The following is a 17,383-nucleotide window of genomic DNA, read 5'->3' on the forward strand; positions in this document are numbered from 1 at the left end:
GAGTCAAAAAGGTCATAACAATGATGACCGGTTATCGGACCTTTCGCAACCGCCGGGTCGCGGTAGATCGCGATACAGGGTCGCGAGCACGGCCGGCCGCCACTGGCGCAATCGAGATCGGGCCTGACCCTCCGAACCGGCGCGAATTGTCAGGGCCGAGCGAGGAACTCCGCCGTCGTCGTCGTGAACCGGTGGGCGTCGTCGAGCCAGGGGAAGTGTCCCGCTCCCGGCTGCACGACGAACTCGGCGTGCGGGAACAGCGCCGCGAACTCGGCGACGACGTCCGGCGGCGTGTTCAGGTCGACCTCTCCGGCGAGCAGCAGGACCGGCGCGGTGAACGCGCCCAGCGCGGCGCGGGTGGCCGGTGGGTCGAACGCGCCCGGGGCGCCGAAGGCCGCCGCGGCCTCCTCGTTCCGCCCGCCCTCCTGGGCCGCCTGATGGTCCCGGGCGGCGGCGTCCCAGCGTCCGTAGAAGAAGGGGTCGATGCGCTTCCAGTCGTCGTCGGCGGCGTCGCCGGCGACGATCGCCTCGAGAGCCGCGAACGCGGCAGCGAACCACGGCTCGTCCCGGCGCAACCGGGCGGTCGCGAGGCGTGACTCCCCCGTGGCCTCGATGCCGACCGCCCTGGTGCTCGGAGTGATCAGGGCGAGCCTGCGTACCCGGCCGGGGTGCCGGGCGGCGTACAGCGTCGCGAGGTTCGCGCCGGCGCAGTGCGCGAGCAGGTCGATCCGGTCGAGGCCGAGATGTTCGCGCAGCGCCTCGACGTCGCCGACGAGCCGGTCGCAGCGGTAGGAGGACACGTCCTCGGGTATCGCGGACCGGCCGGCGCCCCGGGGATCGAGCATGAGCAGCCGCCGGTGCGCCGGCAGGCCGCCGAGGTCGCCGAGGTAGTCCGCGCTCTGCATCGGGCCGCCGGGCAGGCAGATCACGGGATCGCCCGCTCCGGACACGTGACAGGCCAAGGTCGTTCCGTCATGGGCGGAGTACGTCTGAAGCATGCCCGGAAGCCTGTCAGCGGCGTTTCGGCGCGGGCAACGGATTAACCGCCGGCGGGTGCGCGACCCCGCATCCCGGCACGAGCCCTCCCGGGGACGTCGCTTACGCGGTCACGGCCGGCGGTTCTCGCCCGGGGTGACGACGTCGGCGCCTCGCCGCCCCAGCAGTTCGGTGAGCCGCTCGGCGTTGCGCTGGGCGTTGTCGGCGCAGCAGTTGTTGTGCAGCACGTGCGTGGTCACCGCCTGGCCGGCCAGACCCGCGATCCGGTCCGCCCAGCTCCGGAGTTCCTCCTCCGAGTAGAAGTAGCCGAACCGCTCCTCGATGACGCGGCTCGTCCACTTGTCCGAGCGACCGTGCAGGCGGACGACGGCGAGGTCGGAGGTGGCCGCGAGCACGGGCGGGATCGACGACGGATGCCCCTGCGGCATGTCCACCCCGACGTACGGCAGGTCGTTGTCCGCCAGGAAGCCGAGGGTCTCGTCCTGGGCGGCGGGGTCCATCCACGCCCTGTTGCGGAACTCGACGCACACCCGCATCGGCAGGCAGCGGTCCCGGCATTCGAGGATGTAGCGGCGGTTGGCGCTGCCGGGCGGGAACCACTGGGGGAACTGGAACAGCACCGCGCCCAGCTTTCCCGCCTCGTGCAACGGCTCCAGCGCGGAGAGGAAGCGCCGCCACACCTCCTCGACGGCCTCGGTGGGCAGGTCACGCGCGTAGAGCGTGCCCTTGGGCTCCCCCAGCGCGGCCCGCAGGTCCTTGTACAGCGCCGAGGGCCGGGTCGGATGCCCGGTGAGCAGCGAGAACGCCTTGACGTTGAAGGTGAAGTCCTTCGGCGTGCGGTCCCGCCACAGCTCGGCCGTACGCCGGGCCGGCGGGTTGTAGTAGGTGGCGTCCACCTCGACCAGGGGGAATCGTCCGGCGTAGTAACCGAGCCGGGTCTCAGGCGTGGACGCCTCGGGGGGATACCAGCCGGACGCGAGCAGCGACTTGTCCGTCCAGGAGGCCGTACCGATCAGGATCTTGCCCATCCCCCGACCGTAGGCCCCCGCGCGCCGTCGTGGGCGCCGCTCCGGCCGGACAGGCGTCTGCCGAGGCGCTGGCCCGGGGCCTCCACGAGGCGGTACGTCACGTGGCCGAGCGCCACCGTGGCGAGGAAGAACAGCGGCAGGTTCGGCGCGATCCGCAGCAGCAGCGGGTGCAGCAGGTAGAGGGAGAAGCTGATCACCCCGAGGTGGGTGAGCCACCGGGGGAACGCCCGGCCCCGCAGTGCGAAGGCGGCCAGGAAACAGGCCGCCGCGAGCACGATCGCCACCGTGTGCGTGGAGTCGTCCTCGGCGATCACCGCGCAGGCCAGGACGGCCGACAGGGCCGCCGCGGCCGTACGCCACCGGATCGCCCCGCGCTCGGCCCGGTACACCGCCGTCCCGGCGAACATCATCGCCGCGATGACCAGCCCCTGCCCGGCGCCGCCCCGGCTGCCCAGCACGACCAGCGCCAGACCGAGGAGGCCCCCGATCACCGCCGCCGCCCTGCGCACGACGCCGTACGGGCCCGCGGACGCCACGACGGCGAGCACGACGGCGACGGCGAGGACCAGAGCGGCGGCGCCCGCGCGGCCGTTGATCGTCGCGCGCGGCAGCAGCAGGCCGAGGGGCACCGCCGCGAGCGCCAGGACGACGGCGATCGGCGCCGGCCGGTGCGCCTGCCGTACGGCGAACAGCCCGGCGACCATGAGATAGAACGCCATCTCGTAGGAGAGCGTCCACATCACGCCGATCACGGCGGGCAGGCCGAGCAGTTCCTGCAGCATCGTGAGGTTGCCGAGGGCGACGAGCGCGAGCGGACGCCGGTCCAGGCCGGGCGACGGCACGAACGCGCCGGCGTACGCGAGGAGCAGCGCGAGGGCGAGCGCGGCGAGCAGCAGGGGCAGCAGCCGGAAGGCCCGGCCGGTCCAGAAGGCCCGCAGGTCACCGCGCCGTTCCAGGGATGCCGGGATGATGTATCCGCTGACCAGGAAGAAAGCGAAGACGCCCCAGGTGCCGACGTCGACCTTCCCGTCCACTCCCGCCCAGAACTCCGGGACGAAGGTCCAGGCACCGTGGTGCAGGGCCACGCCCAGCGCGGCGACCCCGCGCAGCGCGTCCAGCCAGGCCAGCCGGGAGGGATTCGCCGCCATTCAGGTGACTTTATCCCGCCTTGCTCACGCTGAAGTCGTCGAACGAGACGGTGACCACGCCGCCTCCGGCCTCGGGGACGCGAGCGAGGACCCCCGCCTGGCTGTGCGGGCCCGGCGGCAGCGGATCGGCGTCCTCGGCGTCGAGAACGCGGGTGCCGTCGATCCAGAACGTCAGGCGGGAGCCCCGGCAGGAGGCCTGGAGGCGCACCGCGCGCCCGGCGCTCGGCGGGGCCGCCTTCACCGGCGGCACGACGTCGAGGCTCGTGCCCTCGGACCGCCGCACGACGCGGGCGGTGCCGTCGAGGCCGAGCAGGAACGCGTAGCCGCTGGGAACGTCCTCGTCCCATCGGCACACGAGCCCGAGGCCGCCCTGCCCGGAGTCCTCCCGCGGTTCGGCCGTCACGCCGACCAGCACGTCGCGTCCGGCCGCCGCGTCGGTCTTGGCGGGCACGGGCGACAGCGCGACGTTGTGGGGATCGGTGCTGTCGGCGCGGACCGTGTAGACGCCGCGCTCGATCTCGTAGCCGCGCGTCGTGCGCTGGTCGCCCGCCGCGTCGGGGTCGAAGGTGTAGCCGTCCCAGTTGCCCCGATCGCCGAAGTCGTCGCCGTAGAGCAGGCTCCCGCCCAGGGGACCCGCCTCGCCGCCGCGGGACGCGTACAGGAGGACCCCGCCCGCGACGAGCACGGCCGTCACCCCCGCCGCGAGGCCGAGGAGCCACCGCCGCCGCGACGGCGGATTCCCGGTGTCCGCGCCCGCCGGGATCCCGGCGCCGCCGGAGACGACCGTACGGGCCGGGTCGTCCGCTGCCGTGGTGAACGGTGCCGTGGTGGAGGGTGCCGAGGTGAACGGTGCCGTGGTGGAAGGTGACGTGGTGGCAGGTGCCGTGGCCCCCGTGGCGGCGTCGTCGCCGGTGAGGGCGCGCAGCAGGGCGGAGGCGGCGGGCCGGGCGGCGGGATCCTTCGCCAGGCACGCCTCCAGCAGCGGGCGGAGGTCGGCGGGCACGCCGGACAGGTCGGGCTCGCGGGCCGAGATGGCCATCAGGATGGCCGGGACGGTCGGCCCGGCGAAGGGCAGGCGCCCGGTCGCGGCGTACGCGATCGTCACGGCCCAGCTGAAGACGTCGGAGGCGGGACCGGGCCGCTGCCCGGCGAGCTGCTCGGGGGCGATGAAGGCGGGCGTGCCCGCCATGCCGCCGCCGGTGACGGTGTGGTCGGCGGCGCTCGCGATGCCGAAGTCGATGACCACGGGCCCCTCCGGGCCGAGGATCACGTTGCCGGGCTTGAAGTCGCGGTGCACGATCCCGGCCCGGTGGATCGCGGCGAGGGATGTCAGCGTGGCGACGGCGAGGCGGTGCAGCCCGCTGCCCGTACGCGGGCCGTCCTCGGCGACCGCCGTCGCCAGCGAGGGCCCGGGAATGTACTCGGTGACGATGTACGGCCGCCCGTGGTGGGACCCGGCGTCGAGCACGCGGGCCGTGCAGAAGAGGGCGAGCCCGCGCGCCGTCTCCGCCTCCCGGAGGAAGCGGCGGCGGCTCGTGGCGTCCGCGGCCTCCCTGGCGTGCAGCAGCTTGATCGCGACCTGGCCGCCCGAGGCGTCCCGCGCGAGGTAGACCGCGCCCTGGCCGCCCTCGCCGAGCACGCCGACGAGGCGGTGGTCGCCGATCCGCTCGGGATCACCGGGGTCGAGGGGGCGTCGCGGCCCGGCGGGACCCGTCACGACCGGCGGTCGCAGGTGGTCCGTTCCGGCCGTTCCCGCATTCGTCCCGCTCCCTCGCGATGCCGTCGATATGTCGATGGAACAGGCCGGATCCTGTCATATCCGGAGGTGACCCGGCAGCGAAATCACGCCCCCCGGCGTACGGACGGCAGGGAATGTGCCTGTGCCGCGACGGGCCCCGGCAGGTCACGGACGAGCCGGACGGGGGCGGACCTCGCAGTCCGGCAGGCCCGCCAGCACGGCGGCCAGTTGCCGGGCGTTGGTCTGCGCGTAGTCGCGGTAGCAGTTGTTCATGAGCACGTGCGTGGTGGTCGCCTCCGCGCCCAGATCGCGCAGCCTCGGCGCCCACCGCCGCAACTCCTCCAGCGAGTAGTGGTAGCCGAAGCGCTCATGGATGTCGTGGCTGGTCCACCTGTCGCTGTGCCCGTGGAAGCGCACGACCTCCAGGTCGGAGGTGGCCGCGACGACCGGCGGGACCGAGTCCGGGTAGCCCTGCGGCATGTCCACGCACACGTACGGCAGCCCGTACGACCGGAGGAAGTCGAGGGTCTCGGCCCGGTTCTCCTCGCTCATCCAGGTGTGGTTGCGGAACTCGACGGAGATCCGCAGCGGTTCGCAGCGCCGCCTGCACTCCAGGATGTAGTGCTTGTTCGCCCGGCCGACCGGGAACCACCGGGGGAACTGGAAGAGCACCGCCCCGAGCTTGCCCGCCTCCAGCAGCGGCAGCAGGGCAGCGCGGAACCGTTCCCAGACCTGCTCGACGATCCGGGGATCGAGGTCGCGGGCGTACAGGTTCTTGCCGGCGCCGCTCGGCCGCAGGTCCTTCGGCAGCGCGCCCGGCCGGGTCGGATGCCGCGTGAGCAGGGAGAACGCCTTGACGTCGAAGACGAACCCCGGGGGCGTTCGCTCGGCCCACAGCCGGACGGTGGCCTCGGCGGGCGGCGCGTAGTAGGTCGAGTCGACCTCCACCAGCGGGAACTCGCCCGCGTAGTGGCGCAGGCGCTCCTCGGGTGTGGTGACGCCGGGCGGGTACCACCCGGACTCCAGCAGCGTCCTGTCCGTCCACGACGCCGTGCCGACCAGGATCTCTCCCATATCTCACGATAAGTCAGGAGAGGTGTGTCGCTTGTGACGCGTGAAGCGTGCGTGGGTCTATGATGTTGGAAAATAAAGCGGCCCCGGCGTTCGGTGGTCGCCGGCCGAAGCTCACCGGAGGTGGCCGATGCTGTCGACCTGGGCCCTGGAGACGTTCGGCCCGCGCGCCGAGCAGATCCGCCGCGGCGTGGCCGAGGCGCTGGCGGTCGCCCTGGAGAACGCCCGGGACGCCCAGCAGACGGCGCGGACCCGGCATCTGCATCCGTTCGGCTTCACGCTGATGTCGCGCAAGTTCGAGGCGCTCGCCCGCGCGTTCGCGGACATGGCGGACGTCGATATCGTCAAGCCGCAGGGCTCCCAGCACGAGCTCGTCGTCCTCGGCGGCAACCTGCTCTTCCCCTTCCGCTACGCGAAGGACCGGTCGGTCAGCGTCGTCAACGCCCGGATCGGCGACGGCAGGCCGTCGGGGCTGGTCCAGGCGTTGTTCACCCGGTTCGGCCCGCGGCCCTGGACCGAGCAGCTGACACTGGGCGGCGCCGAGACCGGCATGCCCGAGCCGGTCACCCCGGCCGCCCGGGCGCTGACGCAGCTGCCCGAGGGCACCCGTCTGGTGCTCATCGCGTACGCGTGCAACGCCAGGGCCGGGCTGCTCGACGCGTGGTGGGGCGAGGCCGAGCTGCTCGACCGCACCGGCAACCTGCGCTGGCACCACTACGAGGCGATCCCGCTCGCCGGAGCCGCCCTCGTGGGAACCCTGCCCGCACAGGCCCTGCCGATCGAGACCCTGCCGATCGAGGCGTCCGTCTTCTCCGGGGGCGCGATGCCCGCTCCCGAGATGAACCCCCGGTCGCCGTACGAGCGCGCGGCGGCCCTGCCGCCGGTCAGCGAGGCGCCGGCGGAGGCGCCGGACGTCGCCAATGAAGGACGATAGGCCACTCCGGCTGGTCGGAAGTCCGGTCGAGGGGCAGGCCCGAAGGATGGCCGAGGGGCCGCTCGAGGGATCGACCGAGGGACCGGACGTGCGGCCGGACGGGGAGCCGGGCGATGACGCGACCTCCCGCGAACCCAGCCCGCAGGCGGTGGCGGACGCCTTCGACGGGACCCGGCTCACGCAGGCCAGACGGCTCGCCGCGCTGACCAAGAAAGAGGTCGCCGAGCGCGTCGGCGTGTCGCCCGCCGCGGTCGGCCAGTACGAGGCCGGGGTCACCCGGCCGCGGCCCGACCTGGTGCCGCTCCTCGCCGAGGTGCTCGCGGTCCCCTCGGCGTTCTTCCTGCCGGGCCGCCCGCACGGCAAGCTCGACGGCTCGATGGCGCACTTCCGCAGCCTGCGCTCCACCCGGGCCTACCAGCGGGCCAAGGCCGTCGCCTTCGTCGAGCAGGTCTGGGAGCTGACGTACGCGCTGGAGAAGCGGGTGCGGCTCCCCTTCGTCGACCTGCCGGGCTTCGCCGGGGGCGAGGTCGACTCCGGCACCGCCCTGCCCCGCGATCCCGTGGGCGCGGCCCGCGCGCTGCGGGCCCACTGGGGCCTCGGCGCCGGGCCGGTCAGTCACCTGGTGCGGCACATGGAGTCGCGGGGGATCGTCGTCGTCTTCCCCCGGGCCGACGAGGACGCGGTCACGGTCGACGCCTTCTCCACCTCCAGCCTGCCCCGGCCCATCGTCGTCCTGACGCCCAACCGCTTCGACGACGTCTACCGGCACCGCTTCACCGCCGCCCACGAACTGGGCCACCTGGTCCTGCACGGCGACGCGGCGGCCGGGGACAGCCAGCAGGAACGCGAGGCCGACTCCTTCGCCGCCGAGTTCCTCACGCCGCGCGACAGCGTCGGGCCGGGCCTGCCCGCCCGCGCCGACCTGCGGCGGCTGGCCGAGTTGCGCCGCGTCTGGGGCGTGTCGGTCGACTCGCTGCTGTACCGGTGCCGGGAGGTCGGCCTGCTGTCCGACTCGGCGGCCGGGCGGGCCTGGCAGCGGCTGGCCGCGCTGCGCGACCAGCCCGGCTTCGCGGCGGAGCCGGTGTCGGGCTACCCCGGCGAGCAGCCCGTGCTGCTCGCCCGGGCCTTCGAGATGGCGGCGGCCGAGACCCGGCTGACCGTGCCCGCGCTGGCGCGGGAGCTCGCCTGGCCGCCGGCGCGGGTGCGTGAGCTCATCGGCCTCCCCGGTCACCGTCCGGAGCTGAAACTGGTCTTCTGATCAGGGGCGACCGCTCCGCCGGCCGCCGCAACGACGCCGCCCCGAGAGCGCCGAGCAGCGCCGTCGCGGCGAGGACCAGCATGGTCTCCCGGAAACCCGTGAGCGCGGATCCGGTGGCCGCGCCACGGGTGGTGAGGAGCGTCACCAGCAGCGCGATCCCGAACGATCCGGCCAGCCGCTGCACGACGCTGAACAGCGTGTTCGCGTCCGGGACGCGCTCGGGCGGCAGCCCGCCCAGCAGCGAGACGACCAGGGGCTGGCTCGTGAACCCGATCGCCAGGCCGCGCCCGCACAGCAGGAGCGTGGTCAGCCAGACCGGCGTGCCCGCCGACAGCAGCGCCATGAGACCGGTCGTGACCGCGAGGAACAGCATGCCGGCCACGACCACGAACCGCACCGAGAAGCGCTCGGCCATCCTGGTGCCCGCCGCGGCCGACACTCCCATCGCCAGCCCCTGCGGCAGGAGCGCGAGCCCGGTGACGAGGCCGCTGTGGTGCTGGATCGTCTGGAGATAGAGCGGCGCGAGGAACAGCACGGCGAACAGCACGACGCTCGACACCGCGCAGAGGGCGAGCGTGAGCGCCCGTACGGGATCCCGGGCCAGGTCGAGCGCCAGGGCGGCCTGCGGCCGGTGGCGCGCCCACAGCACGTAGGCGGCCAGGAGCGCCAGGCCGGCCGGCCAGGAGGGGGTGGCCCACCCGTGCGCCGCCGCCCGCTCCACTCCGTAGGTGGTCAGGCCGAGCCCGGCCGCCAGCAGGACCAGCCCGGGCAGGTCCGGCCGTACGGCGCGGTCGCCCCTCGTGCCGAGGCCGGCCCGGCGGGCCGCCAGCGCGCCGGGCAGGGCGAGCAGCCCGACCGGCAGGTTGACCAGGAAGATGGAGCGCCAGCCGTACGCGCCGATCAGCAGGCCACCCAGGGAGACGCCCAGTGCGGGCGCGGCGAAGAACGCGAGTCCGGCGGCGAGCGGCACCTTGCCGCCCGCCCCCTCGGCGGCGCCTCCCCTGCCGATCAGCAGACCGATCGCCAGCGGAATGAGGGGCGCCCCGGCGAGGCCCTGCACGACCCGGAAGCAGATCAGCATGCCGGCGTCGGCGCTGAGCGCGCACGCGGCGGAGGAGACCGTGAACAGGGCCAGGCTCCCGGCGTACGTCGGCACCAGGCCGAAGCGCCTGGCCAGGTACGACGTGGCGGCCAGGCCGATCGCCAGGGCGAGCAGGTAGCCGCTCACCGCCCACTGGACGACCTCCAGCGGGCGGCCCAGCTCGCGGACGAGATCCGGCACCGCGAGGTTGACCACCGACGAGTCGATCATCGAGAGCACCGGCCCCGCGACGAGGCCGGCCGACATGAGGCGGGAGGGCGTCGCGCCCTCGGCGTCCGTCACCCCGTCTCCTCCAGCACCGCCTCCAGCTCGGTCAGCCAGAGCAGTTCCAGCCGGAGCCGTTCGACGGTGAAGGCGAGGACGCGCTCACCCCAGGGCGCGTGCCCGGCGGCGGCGGCCAGTTCCTCCTGCAGGGCCAGCTCGTGCTCGACGCGCTCCCGCCTGACCTCGACGATCCTGCGCCGGTCGGCGGCGGGCAGCAGGTCGAACAGCCCGACCCTGACCTGGAACTCCTCGTCCTTCGTCAGCACCTGGGGATCGGCCGTGCGCAGCAGCGCCAGCAGACGTTCACGCCCCTTGCCGGTGATCCGGTAGACGGTCCGCTGCGGACGGCCGGGCGCCACCTCCTCGGCGATCTTCTCGATCTCCCCGCGCTGCTCGAAGCGGCGCAGCGCTGGATAGAGCGTGTTGTTGTTGAGAAGACCGCCGGTCAGGCGCTCCATGTACTTCTTGATCTCGTAGCCGTGCTTCGGCGCGGTGAGCAGGCCGCGCAGGATCATTATGTCAGAGTACACCCGTCCAACATAACCTAGGTTAAGTTAACCCACCACTCCTTCGTGCCGGGCAGCGGGTCAGGCGACGGCCTGGCTCTGCACCACCTGGTCCTTCAGCGGGGCGAGGGCGCCGGCGATGGCGCCGATCGTCTCCCCGTCCACCCCGCACGACTCCAGCGCGCCGGCCAGGTGGACGACCACCTGGTCGAACTCCTCGGCGGTGATGCCGAGCCCGGCGTGCGCCACGTCCATCGACTTGCCCCGGTACTCCTGCGGACCGCCGAGCGCCGCGGCGACGAAGCTGCGCTGGTGCGCCTTCAGCTTGTCCATGTCGACGTCCGCGAAGTATCCCCGCAGCATCGGATCGGCGACGACCCGCTGGTAGAACTCGTCGACCACGGCCGAGACCGCGGCCGACCCGCCGATCTGATCGAAGATGGACGGCATACCGAATTCCTCCCGCGTCTGTGTGACCTCCTCGCCGAGGATCGACACGGAAGGTTACAGCGCGATTACCAACCGGAAATACGTGCGTAGCGGCCCGCTCACGCGGTCGACACGTTCGACCCGGAACGGTGCCCGCACCCCCGAGTGCGGGCACCGTCGTCCCGGAAGGCCGGCAGAAGGACGGCACCCCGAAGGACCGGGTGCCGTCCGGAAGAGCCGGTGCCGCCCGGAAGGGTCAGCGCCCTCCCGCGCTCCGCAGCGCGTCACGGATCGCGGCGTAGGCGGGCTTCGGCTGGAGGTTCTCGTCGTACGGCAACGCCGCACCCTCGCCCTGGAAGACGGCGGGGATCCAGGAGTACTTGTCGGTGTAGTCCCAGACGGTGATGCCGACGCAGCGGCGGACGGCGAGGCAGGCCTTGGTGACCCTGGCGTACCAGTCGGCCTGGGTGGCGAGTTTGGTCTCGTCGGCCGGCAGGTACATGCGGATGTCCAGTTCGGTGACGGCCACGTCCAGGCCGAGGTCCGCGAAGCGCCGCAGGTTCTGCTGGAGCGTCTCCGGATAGCCGTACTGCAGCGCGAGGTGTCCCTGGAAGCCGACGCCGTCGATCGGCACGTGCTGGGCCTTGAGCGACTTCACGAGGTTGTAGTAGGCGTCGCTCTTCGGCCCGATCGCCTCGATGTTGTAGTCGTTCAGGTAGAGCTTCGCGTGCGGGTCGGCCTGGTGCGCCCAGCGCAGCGCGTCGGCGATGTACCCGGGACCGAGCGTCCGGTAGAAGATCGTGTCGCGGTAGGTGCCGTCCTCGTTGAACGCCTCGTTGACGACGTCCCACGAGTAGACCTTGCCCTTGTAGTAGCCGGCCACGGTCGTGATGTGCTTCTTGAGGATCGCCCGGAGCTGGTCGGCGGTGAAGGTGCCGTTGTTCAGCCAGTCGGGCAGCTGGTTGTGCCAGACCAGGGTGTGCGCCCGGAACGACATGTGGTGCCTGCGGGCGAAGTCGAGCACCTGGTCGCCCTGGGTGAAGTCGAACACGCCCTGCTGCGGCTCGGTGGCGTACCACTTCAGCGCGTTGCCCGCCGTCGTGGAGTTGAACTCGCTGCCGAGGATGCCGAGGTACGCCGTGTCGGAGAACTCGGGGTTGTCGGTCGCCGAGCCGAAGTAGCGGTGGGTGTCCGCGGCCAGCCGGCCCAGCGTCTTGTCGCCGTGCCGGTCGGGTGCGGCGGAGGCCGGCGTCGCCGCGATCGCGGTGACGAGCCCGGCGGCGGCCAGTGCGGCGGCGAGTCTGTGCGACATGAGGAAGGTCCTCCGGTGGGGGTACGTGGCCGGACGTCCAGATCCACGAGCGAGGCCGTCCGAAACGTTTCGGAATGTTTCCCTAACTTTCTGGTGACGTACCCTACGAATCCTTCACTCGTCGGTCAATACGAAGTGACAAATCCCGTTTCGAACAGCGAGAATGACGTTGGACGACTTGACAGACGTCCGAAAGTTTCAGCTCCGCGCCCTTTTCAGGGGTAAGGGTGCGGAAAGGGAAGGGGAGGGCCGGGTCGTCCCGGCCCTCCCCTTCGTACGACCCGGTCAGGGTTCCAGGCTCTCCGGGATGGAGTCGGAGCGGCCCGCCGGGTGCTCGGTGCGGCCCCGGGCGTCGTAGATCTTCACCCAGTGGACGCCGGGCAGCCGCTTGAGCGTGGGCATGATCTCGTCGGCGACGGTGAACGCCGACCCGCCGCTGCCGACGGCGCCGGTGAGCCGTACGTGGGCGACCCCGCCGCGGACGACCACGGACCGGAAGCCGGTGGCCCCCGAGGCGACGAAGCGCAGCCCGGCGGCGTACTCCGCCCGGGTCGGCCCGGCGAACAGCCGCTGGAGCGCGCCGCGCGCGGTGGCGGGCGCAACCACCGGCCGCCGCACCGCCCTGGTGTACGGCTCCCGCCCCGCGTGGTAGCGGCGGGAGTCGAGGAAGTGGACGCCGACCGGCACGGTGCGGTGCGGCGTCCTGATGTCCACGACCACCCGGCTCGGACGGGTGAGCGTGTAGACGCGGTAGGGGGCCTTACGCGCCAGGCCGATGCCGAACGAGAGCACCGCCTCGAAGTCGCCCGCTCTGACGACCTGGAGAACCCCGGGCAGCGCGAAGGTCTCACGGGCGGGACCGTGGGTGGAGGCGCCGCTCCCGTCGTGGCCGATCGCGCGCTCGAAGCGCAGGGCGAGGATCGCGTCGCCGGCCACCGGGATGGTGGCGCCCGATCCGTCGGCGATCAGCCGGGACACGTAGCCGGCGCTCCGCCGTGCCGGGAGCGGGCCGCGGAACTCGAAGACGACCCGGTCCAGGCCGGGGTGGTGCGAGGCGCGCACGCCGACCAGGGTCGCGACGGGCGCGGCGGCCCGTAGCGCGGAGGCCGGGGCCGCGGAGACTGGCACGGAGGCCGGCGCGGCGGCCGCCGGGACCGCCGGCAGGACCGCCAGTGTGAGCGCGCTCACCAGCGACGTGGCCGAGGCCGCGAGCGAGCGCATGGGAGGCAGAAACATGAGGGCTCCTCTGCCGGGTTCCTTTCGCGGGAGTGGGGGACCCGCACGGGCCGGACCGTTCCAACGGCCCGGCTCCTAACTGGAGTATCTCCATATCGCCACGGCCTTCGGCGTGACAGACGTGTCACTTTCGGCCGCACTTTTCTACCCGGTCGACGAGAAGGCGGGCGCCGGTCCTGCGTACGCGGAAAAGGGAGCGCCGCCGGAGGGACGTCTCTCCGGCGGCGCTCCTTATTCGGGGGGTGTCAGGCGTGGTGGTGTCGTCAGGCGTTGGTGCAGGCGGTGCCGTTCAGCGTGAAGCCGGTCGGGTTGCCGTTCGAGCCGCTCCAGGTGCCCTGGAAGCCGAACGAGATGCTGCCGCCCGCGCCGACCGAGCCGTTGTACGACAGGTTCTTCGCGGTGACCGAGGACCCGTTCTGGGTCACGGTGGCGTTCCAGCCACTGGTGATCTTCTGGCCGTTCGGGAAGTTGAAGCCCACGGTCCAGTTGTTCACCGCGCTGGAGGGGGTGACGGTGACGTCGGCGGTGAAGCCGCCCTGCCACTCGTTCTTCGTGTACTTCACCTTGCAGCCGCCGCCGTTGCCCGGGTTGCTCGGCGACGTCGTCGGCGTGGAGCTCGGGACGGAGCCGCCGATGCTGTAGGAGAAGTTGTTGACGGCGAGGCCGGCGCCGCCCACCCAGGGCTCGAATCCGGCCTGGACGCTGGTGAGGTACCACGACCGCTGGCCGTAGCCCCGGTTCACGGTGTCGTCGTAGAAGTTGCGCACCGCGAAGCTGATCGAGTTCGTCGGCGAGGTCCGCACGTAGGAGATGACGTTCCAGCCGATGTTGCCGAACCAGACGTCCCAGGTGGCGCCGGCGATGTTGGCGGTGCCGACGCGGGATCCGACGGGCTGCACCGACCCGGTGTGGTTGAGCCACACCATGATCTCGGCGCCGGTGTTCTGGCCGTCCCGGCGGGGCGTGGGGTCGAACCAGATGTCGTACGCCGCGTCGTAGATCCCGGAGCCCGGGTAGCTCATGCTGACGCTGGTCTGCACCGTGTTGAACTGGCTGTTGCTCGCCTGGAGAGGCAGGCCGCTGTTCGTGGAGCAGTTGGCGTAGTGGCAGCCGGCGTAGATGGCCGGATAGGCGGCCGGGGTGCCGCCCGTGTTGTTGTGCTGCGCCTGCGTCACCGTGAAGCCGTTGTTCGTGACGTTGATGCATTGCGTGGCGCTGCTGCCCCACACGTTGTTGATGACGACGTACTTCCCGTTCTGGACGGTCGTACTGCCGTACTTGTCGCAGATCACCGTGTCTGCGTGCGCCGCCTGACCGACGACGAGCGACGCGGCGACGGAGCCGAGCATGGCGAGGCTCGCCGTGATCATTCGCATCTTCATGACCCGGACCATAGACACCTGACCATGGACCGCAACATGAGTTGATTTGGTCGACAAACTGGACGAAACCGCAACCAGCCACAACGCCGTGACGGTAGGTGAAACTTTCACCTACACCTCTGCCACTTTGTCCGTCAATGCACCACCCGCGTACGGCGGCCCGAGGCGAGGCGCAGCCGCACCAGCGTCGGGAGACGGCGCAGCCCGAGGGTGGTGCGCAGGCCGGGGACGGCCTCCTCGTGCAGCCGGGTGACCAGCGCCCCGAGGTCGGCCGGTGCGACGGCGGAGACCCCGAGATCGAGGTGCGGGTCGTCGGAGGGGCCGCGCAGCACGGCGTGCGCCCTGCGCACGTCCGGGTACGCGCTGACCTGCTCGGCCAGGGCCGCGCTCGCCGGGTAGGCGTCGACCTCCGTCACGCCGGAGGCGCCCGACTCCAGTCGCAGCCGCCTCGGCCGGTCGACCCGGAGCAGCGCGAGCAGCCAGGCCAGCCCGACGAGCGCGAGCACCACACCTACTGCCGCCACCACCGGCCAGAACCAGGGGGTGGTCGCCGCGAAGGACGTGGTCCCCGCGTCGAGCACGGGCCGCCGCGCGGCGTCGCCGCCGAAGGCCCCGAGCGCCCGCGCCAGCGCCAGGCCGCCCGCGGCCAGCAGGACCAGCCCGAACAGCGTGAGACCCGTCCTGTTGCCCTTGGAGGGTTTCGTCGTCACTGCCCCGCCTCCTCTTCGTCCTTTGGTTCCGGTGGCCTACGTGGGGCCATGGACCCGGACCCGCAGGGACACCGGGTGAGCGGGGGCGAGCCGGGCGATCTCCTGCTCCGCCGCCGCGCGGACACGCTCCCGGAGGATGGCGGTGTCGCGCAGGTCGGTCCGGACGGTCACGTCCGCGTGCCATCCGCGCACCCGTGCGCCCGCCGCCCGCACGCCGTCCACACGGCCGGCCGCCCCGCCGAGCACCCGCGCGAGCGCGCGGCGCGGCACGCCGACCACCAGGTCGGGGTCGGCCGTGCGCAGCGCGACCAGCCGTCCCCGCCCGGGTACGGCCGCGATCAGCACCAGCACCAGCCCGATCAGGGCCAGCGCGGCGGCCACCGCGAGCGCCCGGTCGTCGTTCCACGCCGTGGTCCTCGCCCACCCGGCCACCTGCTCGTACGGCACGACCCTGACGGGACGCCCGAGCGACGCGGAGATCACCTCGACGGCGGTCAGCACGCCGATCGCGAGCAGTGCGAGCGCGGCGACCGCGGCGGGCAGGCCCCGGCCGGGCCGGAAGGCCCGTTCGGCTCCCGCGCCGTCGAACCCCCGCACCGGCACGAAGAGCGGGGTCTTCTCAGACCGGCCTCCGCCTTCGTTCATCCCCACTCCTCTGCTCGGGCACGAGCCCGACGACCTCGATGTCCACGTTCTCCACGGTGACGCCGGTGAGCTCGCGGACGCGCCGCCGGACCCGCTCGCGGATCTCGCCGGCCACCCGCGGCACCGGCGACGGGTAGCGGACGGTGACGTCGCAGCGGACCGCCGCGACCATCCCGCTCAGGGACGCCGACACGTGCGGCGGCTCCGTCACGTGCTCCTCCTCGCCCACCACCTGCTCGACGATCTTCGTGAGCGCGCGCTCCGAGATCGTCGTCGTGCCGCGCTCGGCCGGGAGGCTCACTGCCGTCTCGGGTGCATCTGAGGCATGCGTACGCCGCCTTCGAGCACCATGCCGACGAAGAACCCGACGATGCCGAGGACCAGGACGATGAGGAACGCGTTGAGGCCGCCGAAGGCCCCGACCACCCCCAGCACCGTGCCGAACAGCAGCCCCGCGAGGGCCCAGACCGGATACCCTTCCATGATCATTATTTCCTTCCGTCGGATGTGACCAGGTCGGCGATCGCGACGTCCATCCTGCGGCCCGCCGCGAGGTCGCCGATGGCGTCGCGGATCAGTTCGGCGACCTCGGGGAGCGGCCTGCCGTACCGGGCGACGACGTGCACCTCGATCACGTCGTCCCGTATGGCGACGCCCGGGACGAGGTCGCCGGGGAGATAGGTCGCCACCGCGCCGAACGGCCCCCTCGACAGGCCGGCGACGTCGGGGCAGGACAGCACGCGTTCGGCGATCCGCCGGGCCGGCGCCGTGGGTCCGGCGGCCTCCCGGCTCGCGACCGCGTCACCCGGACCGGCGTTCACTGGACCCGCGGTTCCCCGTCGGCGGGCGCCGACGACTCCTGCCGAGGGAGATGGACGTCGTCGACGGCGACGTTCACCTCGGTGACCTCCAGCCCGCACATGCGCTCCACCGCGCGGATCACGTTGCCACGCACCGCCTGCGCGAGGTCGGGGATCGCGACGCCGTACTCGACGACGAGATGGATGTCGACGGCCGCCTGCCGCTCTCCCACCTCGACCGCCACTCCTTTGGTGACGGCGTCCTCCGCGCCGAGCACGCCCTTGATGGCCCCGAACGCACGGGCCCCGGCGGAGCCGAACTCGTGGACGCCTTCGATCTCACGGGCGGCCATCCCGGCGATCTTGGCGACCACCTCGTCCGCGATCGTGGTGCGCCCGCGCTCGGTCATCAGGCTGGTGCCGCCCTGGCCTCCGTGTGGTCGGACGGGTGCCTGCTCCGCGGTCGCGGACGACGTTCTGGTTTCAGTCATGTGGCTCCCCCGCTTCGCACGCGCGGCAGATCGGGCCGCTTCCCGCCCATTCACGGCCGTAATACCCGATTTGCACACAGTAATCGTGCGAGGTGAGGCGAGGTTAAGTCATCGGAAAGTCTCGAACACACCAAGACCACGGAGCCGGTCCCAGCTCCGGGCAGGGCCGGGGCCTATGCCCTAAGAGAGGGGTTATGGCATCCCAATTCTGTCCGCTATGTCCCCAATTGAGTTTTTATGTCACCTTATAGGGCATTCATATTGTTCGATCGGATCGCAACGCCACACGGCGAGACGGGCGACACGACCGGCATCGGCGCTCCGGGCCGGCCA

General features: G+C 72.3%; 19 protein-coding genes. 2 read left to right on the forward strand and 17 right to left on the reverse strand.

Going from position 1 to position 17,383, the window contains the following annotated elements; translation table 11 throughout:
• Positions 1–149: 149 nt before the first annotated feature.
• From HHX33_RS14635 to HHX33_RS14655, 5 genes are all read right to left on the reverse strand, one after another.
• Positions 150–998 (reverse strand): alpha/beta fold hydrolase, encoded by an 849-nt coding sequence (locus HHX33_RS14635; protein WP_182875071.1) that lies wholly within the window; start codon positions 996–998, stop codon positions 150–152.
• A 108-nt stretch (positions 999–1,106) separates the two neighbouring features.
• Complete coding sequence (locus HHX33_RS14640) at positions 1,107–2,024, reverse strand: DUF72 domain-containing protein (RefSeq protein WP_182875072.1); 918 nt, start codon at positions 2,022–2,024, stop codon at positions 1,107–1,109.
• On the reverse strand, positions 2,009–3,172 hold the full coding sequence (locus HHX33_RS14645; protein ID WP_182875073.1) for an acyltransferase family protein: 1,164 nt from the start codon (positions 3,170–3,172) through the stop codon (positions 2,009–2,011). The genes HHX33_RS14640 and HHX33_RS14645 overlap by 16 nt, the downstream gene beginning before the upstream one ends.
• A 10-nt stretch (positions 3,173–3,182) precedes the next feature.
• The gene (locus HHX33_RS14650) at positions 3,183–4,889 is read right to left on the reverse strand and encodes a serine/threonine-protein kinase (protein ID WP_182875074.1); all 1,707 of its coding nucleotides are present in this window, start codon (positions 4,887–4,889) and stop codon (positions 3,183–3,185) included.
• A 186-nt stretch (positions 4,890–5,075) separates the two neighbouring features.
• Positions 5,076–5,984: a DUF72 domain-containing protein gene (locus tag HHX33_RS14655; protein ID WP_182875075.1), complete on the reverse strand. Its 909-nt coding sequence runs from the start codon at positions 5,982–5,984 to the stop codon at positions 5,076–5,078.
• A gap of 127 nt (positions 5,985–6,111) precedes the next feature.
• Between HHX33_RS14655 and HHX33_RS14660 the strand changes: the two genes are divergently transcribed.
• On the forward strand, positions 6,112–6,915 hold the full coding sequence (locus HHX33_RS14660) for a hypothetical protein (RefSeq protein WP_182875076.1): 804 nt from the start codon (positions 6,112–6,114) through the stop codon (positions 6,913–6,915).
• A 46-nt stretch (positions 6,916–6,961) separates the two neighbouring features.
• Positions 6,962–8,173 (forward strand): helix-turn-helix domain-containing protein, encoded by a 1,212-nt coding sequence (locus tag HHX33_RS14665; RefSeq protein ID WP_182875077.1) that lies wholly within the window; start codon positions 6,962–6,964, stop codon positions 8,171–8,173.
• On the opposite strand, the gene HHX33_RS14670 is transcribed toward HHX33_RS14665, so the two are convergent.
• The 12 genes from HHX33_RS14670 to HHX33_RS14725 all read right to left on the reverse strand — a co-directional run bounded on the left by HHX33_RS14670 (position 8,127) and on the right by HHX33_RS14725 (position 17,050).
• Entirely contained in the window at positions 8,127–9,557 is a 1,431-nt protein-coding gene (locus HHX33_RS14670; RefSeq protein ID WP_182875078.1) for a DHA2 family efflux MFS transporter permease subunit, read from the reverse strand. The two genes, HHX33_RS14665 and HHX33_RS14670, sit on opposite strands and share 47 nt — an antisense overlap.
• Positions 9,554–10,069 (reverse strand): PadR family transcriptional regulator, encoded by a 516-nt coding sequence (locus HHX33_RS14675; protein ID WP_138461570.1) that lies wholly within the window; start codon positions 10,067–10,069, stop codon positions 9,554–9,556. Before HHX33_RS14675 ends, HHX33_RS14670 begins: the two co-directional genes overlap by 4 nt.
• Positions 10,070–10,126: 57 nt before the next feature.
• On the reverse strand, positions 10,127–10,495 hold the full coding sequence (locus HHX33_RS14680) for a group I truncated hemoglobin (RefSeq protein ID WP_138461568.1): 369 nt from the start codon (positions 10,493–10,495) through the stop codon (positions 10,127–10,129).
• Positions 10,496–10,730: 235 nt separating this feature from the next.
• A complete protein-coding gene (locus tag HHX33_RS14685; protein WP_182875079.1) occupies positions 10,731–11,786 on the reverse strand; it encodes an endo-1,4-beta-xylanase in 1,056 nt (351 codons plus the stop codon).
• A 285-nt stretch (positions 11,787–12,071) separates the two neighbouring features.
• The gene (locus HHX33_RS14690) at positions 12,072–13,022 is read right to left on the reverse strand and encodes a GerMN domain-containing protein (protein WP_182875080.1); all 951 of its coding nucleotides are present in this window, start codon (positions 13,020–13,022) and stop codon (positions 12,072–12,074) included.
• A gap of 263 nt (positions 13,023–13,285) precedes the next feature.
• Positions 13,286–14,404 (reverse strand): GH12 family glycosyl hydrolase domain-containing protein, encoded by a 1,119-nt coding sequence (locus HHX33_RS14695; RefSeq protein WP_208759068.1) that lies wholly within the window; start codon positions 14,402–14,404, stop codon positions 13,286–13,288.
• 134 nt (positions 14,405–14,538) lie between these two features.
• Positions 14,539–15,114: an alkaline shock response membrane anchor protein AmaP gene (locus HHX33_RS14700; RefSeq protein WP_117410198.1), complete on the reverse strand. Its 576-nt coding sequence runs from the start codon at positions 15,112–15,114 to the stop codon at positions 14,539–14,541.
• A gap of 36 nt (positions 15,115–15,150) precedes the next feature.
• A complete protein-coding gene (locus HHX33_RS14705; RefSeq protein ID WP_182875081.1) occupies positions 15,151–15,759 on the reverse strand; it encodes a DUF6286 domain-containing protein in 609 nt (202 codons plus the stop codon).
• Positions 15,734–16,060, reverse strand: a complete 327-nt coding sequence (locus tag HHX33_RS14710; protein WP_182875082.1) for an Asp23/Gls24 family envelope stress response protein — start codon at positions 16,058–16,060, stop codon at positions 15,734–15,736. The genes HHX33_RS14705 and HHX33_RS14710 overlap by 26 nt, the downstream gene beginning before the upstream one ends.
• Positions 16,057–16,242, reverse strand: coding sequence for a hypothetical protein (locus tag HHX33_RS14715; RefSeq protein ID WP_117410211.1), 186 nt, complete (start codon positions 16,240–16,242; stop codon positions 16,057–16,059). The genes HHX33_RS14710 and HHX33_RS14715 overlap by 4 nt, the downstream gene beginning before the upstream one ends.
• A 5-nt stretch (positions 16,243–16,247) precedes the next feature.
• Positions 16,248–16,580: an Asp23/Gls24 family envelope stress response protein gene (locus HHX33_RS14720; protein ID WP_182875083.1), complete on the reverse strand. Its 333-nt coding sequence runs from the start codon at positions 16,578–16,580 to the stop codon at positions 16,248–16,250.
• Entirely contained in the window at positions 16,577–17,050 is a 474-nt protein-coding gene (locus tag HHX33_RS14725) for an Asp23/Gls24 family envelope stress response protein (protein ID WP_182875084.1), read from the reverse strand. The genes HHX33_RS14720 and HHX33_RS14725 overlap by 4 nt, the downstream gene beginning before the upstream one ends.
• Between the last annotated feature and the right edge of the window lie 333 nt (positions 17,051–17,383).

The sequence above is a fragment of the Microbispora sp. H10670 genome (assembly GCF_014161385.1).
Lineage (GTDB): Bacteria > Actinomycetota > Actinomycetes > Streptosporangiales > Streptosporangiaceae > Microbispora > Microbispora triticiradicis.